This window comes from Bacillus sp. AFS017336, assembly GCF_002555445.1.
In the GTDB taxonomy this organism is placed as follows: domain Bacteria; phylum Bacillota; class Bacilli; order Bacillales; family Bacillaceae_G; genus Gottfriedia.
This window is the reverse complement of record NZ_NUCO01000048.1, coordinates 1-6,363: the sequence shown is the minus strand read 5'-3', so window position 1 is coordinate 6,363 and position 6,363 is coordinate 1. Positions and strand designations below refer to the sequence as shown.

Annotated in this window: 5 protein-coding genes; 4 read left to right on the top strand and 1 reads right to left on the bottom strand. The window is 33.2% G+C overall.

Annotation, left to right across the window (positions count from 1 at the left end; translation table 11 throughout):
* Positions 1-153: 153 nt before the first annotated feature.
* Together lsrF and CN601_RS21745 are read left to right on the top strand one after the other, a co-directional pair.
* Positions 154-945 carry a 3-hydroxy-5-phosphonooxypentane-2,4-dione thiolase gene (lsrF, locus tag CN601_RS21750; RefSeq protein WP_098172339.1) on the top strand — a complete coding sequence of 264 codons (792 nt, stop codon included), beginning with the start codon at positions 154-156 and terminating at the stop codon, positions 943-945.
* A gap of 160 nt (positions 946-1,105) precedes the next feature.
* On the top strand, positions 1,106-1,411 hold the full coding sequence (locus CN601_RS21745) for a hypothetical protein (RefSeq protein WP_098172338.1): 306 nt from the start codon (positions 1,106-1,108) through the stop codon (positions 1,409-1,411).
* Positions 1,412-2,138: 727 nt separating this feature from the next.
* Here CN601_RS21745 and CN601_RS21740 read toward each other — a convergent pair.
* Positions 2,139-3,026, bottom strand: a complete 888-nt coding sequence (locus tag CN601_RS21740; protein WP_098172337.1) for a LysR family transcriptional regulator — start codon at positions 3,024-3,026, stop codon at positions 2,139-2,141.
* Positions 3,027-3,421: 395 nt separating this feature from the next.
* On the opposite strand from CN601_RS21740, the gene CN601_RS21735 reads away from it, so the two are divergent.
* Positions 3,422-4,675 (top strand): helix-turn-helix domain-containing protein, encoded by a 1,254-nt coding sequence (locus CN601_RS21735; RefSeq protein WP_098172336.1) that lies wholly within the window; start codon positions 3,422-3,424, stop codon positions 4,673-4,675.
* Positions 4,676-5,004: 329 nt separating this feature from the next.
* A complete protein-coding gene (locus CN601_RS21730; RefSeq protein ID WP_179865642.1) occupies positions 5,005-6,324 on the top strand; it encodes a S8 family serine peptidase in 1,320 nt (439 codons plus the stop codon).
* Positions 6,325-6,363: the final 39 nt, after the last annotated feature.

Here is a 6,363-nt window from a genome sequence, read left to right as displayed (position 1 = left end):
GATATGATTCAATGCCGCCCAGGCGATGCACATTACCTTATCAATCAAACTGACAAAACCTTTAAAGCCCTCTTCATTAAATCTCCGCATATTTTAGAAAGAGATGTTGTGAATATAAAGAATCCAGAAATCAATTTAAGGAGTGAGTAGATAGTGAGCTGGGGATTTCAAAATCGATTAAACAAAATATTACCAAATAAAAGGGCAGTAATGCTTGCGATAGATCATGGCTATTTCTTAGGGCCAATAAGAGGTTTAGAAAAGCCTGAGGAAACTGTCAGAGACTTACTTCCATACACGGATTCGCTCTATTTAACAAGAGGTACACTTGCAGCATGTATTCCAAAAAATACGGAAAAACCAATGGTTCTTCGTGTTTCAGGCGGTCCTACAACATTAGGGAAGGATCTAGCGAATGAAAGGATCGTTACATCAATAAAAGAAGCAATTCGCCATAATGTTGTTGGTGTAGGGGTTTCGGTTTTTATCGGTTCTGACTATGAAACTCAAACAGTAACAAATCTAGCTCAAGTTGTAACTGATGCTCATGATTACGGAATACCTGTACTTGGAATTACTGCAGTTGGAAAAGAGCTTGAAAAACGGGATGGCAGATTCTTAGCATTAGCTTCAAGAGTTCTTGCTGAAATGGGTACCGATATTGTTAAGACTTATTACTGCGACAACTTTGAACAGGTAACGAGTAAGTGCCCGGTTCCTATCGTTATTGCAGGTGGCCCAAAATTTGATACAATTCGTGAAGCACTGGAAATTACGTATAATGCTATGGAGCAAGGTGCAGCTGGGGTAGATATGGGAAGAAATATTTGGCAATCTCAGCATCCTCTTGCAATGATCCAAGCGATACATTCCATCGTTCATAAAGGATTCACAGTAAATGAAGCGGTAGATTTATATGAATCTTCTTCAAAAGTAAAAGCTTAATATTAGATGGTAAAGGGTACTATGTAAAAAAACGCATGTACACCAGGCGTTTACTTATCACAATTTCTGAACTCCAATAGCAACATGAAACATATGTTAATTATAACAATAATAATGACAACAATTATAATGATAATGTTGTTGGCGTTGTTATTGATAATTGGTTTCAATAAATGCGATAGCTGGGGCTGATTGTTTAAAGGGTGGAATTACACCTAAACTAGAAAGTACAATGTTTAACGGTGGAATATTTTATGTCTACTATGAGACGAAGGATGGTCGTTATTTTTCGGTCGGTAGTATTGAACCACAATTTAGGAAACTACCTTGTGAAGGTATTAAAAGAGAAGATCTTATTGAATTAAGTTTCAGTTTAAAATCAGAGGATATGATTGCGTTTAAGGAAGAAGTAAAGGCTACCTTTCTCACAAAATTACTAGAAGCAATAGAAATAACAGACTATTAATGCATAAAATTTCATCGACCGATTGAATTATTGGACTTAATCGACAAAATATTCAATAATACGGAATAATCCACGCATCCTGAAATGATATGGGAGGGGTCGTTGGTTCAAGTCCAGTTGGTTCATACAAATGTGAAGGCTCAAACCTAAAAATATCAAGGGTTTGGGCCATTTTTAGTGTTCAGATTTTATTTCGTTTTTTGTAATGAATAATATTCATTGCAAAAATATTGAATAGAAACTTCACAAGCATATTATTTGAGCCCCAATTTATTCTTGTACCTCATTTACATTTATTTCAATACGTTCAATTAGACGTTGAAGAATTTTAGGTGTGAGATTTTTCAATCCTTAAATTCTTCAAGACTTTTATTAATCTGTAATGCTTAGTTTAGCATCTTAGAGTTTAAAAGATGATTAAAGTTGTTGCTTTTATAAATTAAGTTCAATTGAAGATATTTCGTATCTTTTATACTACGAGAAAAGGAAATTTATTGAATAAAAGGAAAAATACTAATCCGTGCAGACAAACGGGTTTTCATCAAGTTTACAAAAAAGATACCTAGATTAGATATAGTAGTAATGTCTATATTGGGCAATAGTAGGAAGCTGCTTAACTCAATAGAGCGCATTAAAATAATTAATTGAGGGGATCTAATTTGTCTACCCCATCTACCAGACAATTCTATAAAAAAACAGATCCAGAAACGAATAAAACGCTAGAAAATTAGCTTAAGTTATTTTTCACATAACTAATAAATTCTTGTGTTATGTTGGTAAAAGGCTTATTCCTAGTATAGATATACCAGAATGGTTGAGATTCAAATCCTTGAACTTTCAAAGGGATTGAAAACATCTGCCCACTTAGAATTTCCGGGTTATTTTTGACAGATTTATCATATGTAATCGTGATAGCATCCTCCTCCATTATTGCCCTTTTAATAATTTGGGTATTAGTAGTAGTAAATAGAATGTTTGTATCAGCGAAGTGCTGTTTAGCAAAAAGCTTTGCATATTCTTCGTTATACATAGCCAATTTCTCATTAATTAATTCTTTGGGTGTCAAGAACTCATAGCGTCGTAAAAAAGATTCACTATTTACGCATACACACAATTTCCCATCAAAAAGCTTTTCGTAATTAATATCTATTTCATCCCTTAAGTCCTGTTCATATTGTGGGAGCAATCCTATATCAGAATATCCGCTCTTTATGTCTTTTAATACCTCAATACGATTCATTTCTTGAATATACACGTCAATCTCTGGGTAATCTCTTTTAAAATCCCGTAACGCATTAAAGGTAGTATTCGTTAAGCTAGGAACACAGGAAACCTTTAATTTAGCTTTTGTTTTATTTGTTTGCATATTTATCTCATGTTTCAATTCCTGATATTTTGCTAATATTTCAGATATTTTCCTTATAACTGCTTTTCCTTCCTCGGTCAATATTGTCCCTGCTTTAGTACGATTAAATATCCTTAATCCCCATTCTTTTTCCAATTGGGTAATGGATTGGCTAATTACAGAAGCTGAAATATGTAGATTTTGAGAGGCATTTACAATAGACCTTTCCTTTGCAACCTCTAAAATATAGTTTAATTTCTCCAAGTACATGATGTAATCTCCTTAAGATTTTAATGATATCAACACCTATCAACTAATTTAAACTAATTTGTGCTTCTATTATGAATTAGATAATATCGAACGCCAGTTAATTATTATCTATTTTACATTAACTAATTGAATATTTAAAATTTATATCAAAAGTAGTTCAAAGGTAGCAGATTAGTTTAATAGTTTCAAAAATTTATGTATTACAAAGGCTGGAGGTAAACATTTAAAAAGAGAGCTTCTTAAATTCATACAAATGAAAAGCTCAAGGGCTTGAACATATAGGGGTTAGTTTTTCTTATTTAAAATACAAATGCTTTTTGCTTTATTAACAAATTGAAAAACATTCAAAGTAACCATCACAATTTAATCGATTATGTTGATATAGGAGAGACACGATGAATCAATCACTGATATATGAATTTAAGGCATTACTGGATAAAAAAATGTGGAGCAATATGGATTTAGCCGCCAAATCAGGAGTTCATTATAGTGATATTAGTAGAATATTTAATCAAAAAAAAATACTACCTTTCCACTACTTAGAGGCAATTACCGAAGCTTTTGAACTTCCAACTGGAAGGTTTTATTCTTACTATTCAGAGCTTTGCTTTAACCAAAATAGGTATCTTGATAAACGAAGAAGTGTAGCTTTTATCTATAATTGTGCTTTAAATGGATTTACAGAAGAACTGAATTGTTTATTTACTCAACTGTTAGAAGAGAAATCAAAAACAATTCGAACTAAGAATTATCAACTTCTCTTTCAGGTTGCTGAACAGCTTTTTTCAGAAGGGAATGAAGTAGAATCTTTACCTTTGTATGAAAACATTATTGAACATATGCCTAATCATTTCTCTGAAGAAGTAGCGATTAGTTACTTTCGAAAATTTTATCTTATTCGATTAACTGATGAAGGGCATTCGGCATTAGTACATGTATTAGAATATATAAGCTATATGCCAGAAGAATTCCAAGAGCTAACCCTATTATGGATTACGGCTACATATTATATGTTAAAGCAATGGAATGAAGTACTTCTTTATGCAAAAAGATTAGAAAAAATGGCAAAGAATAAAGATCATTACGGACGAGCATTAATGTATCAAGGTTTTGCATTAACTCGATTAGGAACTTTAGAAGAAGTGTTAGAATTGATTAGTAAATATGAGAAAGTAAATGAATACTATACCGATATTGCAATTGGAAACCGTTTTGTTACTTTGATTGATTTTGGAGAATTACATTATGTTGATGAATATTATAAATGGTTAAGAGATCGAGATGATTTTTATGTAGGAATCCCGAGAATACTAGAAACTTTTGTGAAGTTAAATCGATTAGAGGATGCTTCAAAATTAATTAATAGCCATAAAAAAGAGATTAATAAACTGGCAGGGAGTTCGAATTTACATTTACAACAGTTGTATAGTGATTACTGTTATTCTCATGCTCTTTTTAAATGTGAAAGTAAAAAATATATTGATGGATTAAGTGAATTAATTGAAGTTGCTAATAGAGTGGAATATTTGGGCATATATGAAAAATTTAAACAATGTCTATTAGCTATATGGAAATATAGAAGTTTCCTAACTTCGGAACTAGAACAGCGATACATTCGAATGTTAAACGTTAATGAAAATCAAAAATAACCATCATTTCAATGTAGAGAGCTTTTATTAAGGCTCTTTTTTCTATGTTTAAAAGGTTAAAACAAATCTATGAGGAATCTGGTAGATCTTACAACAATTTAGTAGAAAAGTGACTTGCAGGATTAAAATTCGGTTTTTAAAGATTGAATTTTACATAGTAGCTTGGAAGGTATGAAAACTTGATTAAAAGGAGGGAAGTGAACGCACCATATTTTGTCGAAATTAGTCGAAATAAAAATACGTTTTGGGAGAATTTTCAAAATTAAGAAATAGCGTCAAAGCTCCATATAATTAAAGTTGAAAGAAGTACTATGAAAGAAGGGGAAAAAATGAATCGTTTCATTAAAGGGACTGCGATCTTAGGATTAAGTGGTGGAATGGTATTGAGTACAATGCAAACTAGCCACTTTAGTTCCATAGCAAAGGCAACATCACCGACTTCTATTGAACAGGTGCTCGCAAAACTTACACCACAACAACGCCAGGCACTTAATCAATTACAAGTGAGTAGCGAAGAAGGTCTTCAGTTACCATCTTCGGTAGATTTAAAGAGTTCTGCTAATCTATCAGTAATTGTTGAATTGAAAGAGAAACCAGCAAAAGTAGCAGTTTTAGAAGAAGCAGCAAACGGAAATAATTTATCATTATCAGATGCTGAGCAAAAAGCAAACGAAGCACAAGAAACATTTAAAAGTGATTTGCAAACAATCTATAAAGATGATTTAAAAGAGAATAATAAGTTGTTCAAGATTAAACGCACATATAGGAGCTCGCTTAATGGAGTTTCAATTGAGTTACCAGCAAATAAAGTAAAATCATTATTACAATCAAAAGCGGTTAAAGCAGTTTGGCCAAATAATGTCATAAAAATTGAGCCAACAACAAATACAGAAGGAACTAGCGATTCGAAAAAAATAGCGACTGAAGTATTTCCAGGAATTAATAAATTACATGATGAAGGTATTACGGGTAAAGGAATTAAGGTAGGGGTAATCGATACAGGGATCGATTACAATCATCCAGATTTAACAGACGCATATAAAGGATATCGTGCACAACCTGGAGTAGATCCGAAGTCAATTAGTCCTAGTTCAGTAAAAGGTTGGGACTTTGTCGATAATGATGCTGATCCAATGGAAACTACATACGACGATTGGAAAAAATCCGGTCTAGCAGAAGTAGATTCTAGTACAGGTTCAACTTTTTATACAGAGCATGGAACACATGTATCTGGAATTATTGCAGGGCGTGGTAAAAATAACACGGATTATGCAGTAACAGGTGTAGCACCAGATGCGGATCTTTACGTATATCGAGTTTTAGGAAAATTTGGGTCAGGTACTACTGAAAATGTATTAGGAGGTATCGATAAGTCGGTAGCCGATGGCATGGATGTTATTAACTTGTCACTCGGTGCAACTTACAATGATCCGACTGATGTCGAAAGTATTGCAGTAAATAACGCTGTACTATCTGGCGTAACAGCAGTTGTTGCTGCTGGTAATGCTGGGGATGGACTGTATTCAGTAGGAGCTCCAGGGGCAGCTGCATTAGCAATTACAGTTGGAGCAAACGATACAAAAACTGAAATCGCTACTTCAAAAGGAACTTTGCACGGAACATCAAAATATTTTCGTAGTTTCGCCTGAATAACTAAAAATGCCCCACCACGAACGGCACTCGTTTCA

Bases quoted from the DNA above. Each gene is read 5' to 3' on its own strand.
- CN601_RS21730 (WP_179865642.1), top strand. From the start codon at position 5,005: ATGAATCGTTTCATTAAAGGGACTGCGATCTTAGGATTAAGTGGTGGA.
- CN601_RS21740 (WP_098172337.1), bottom strand. From the start codon at position 3,026: ATGTACTTGGAGAAATTAAACTATATTTTAGAGGTTGCAAAGGAAAGG.
- CN601_RS21735 (WP_098172336.1), top strand. From the start codon at position 3,422: ATGAATCAATCACTGATATATGAATTTAAGGCATTACTGGATAAAAAA.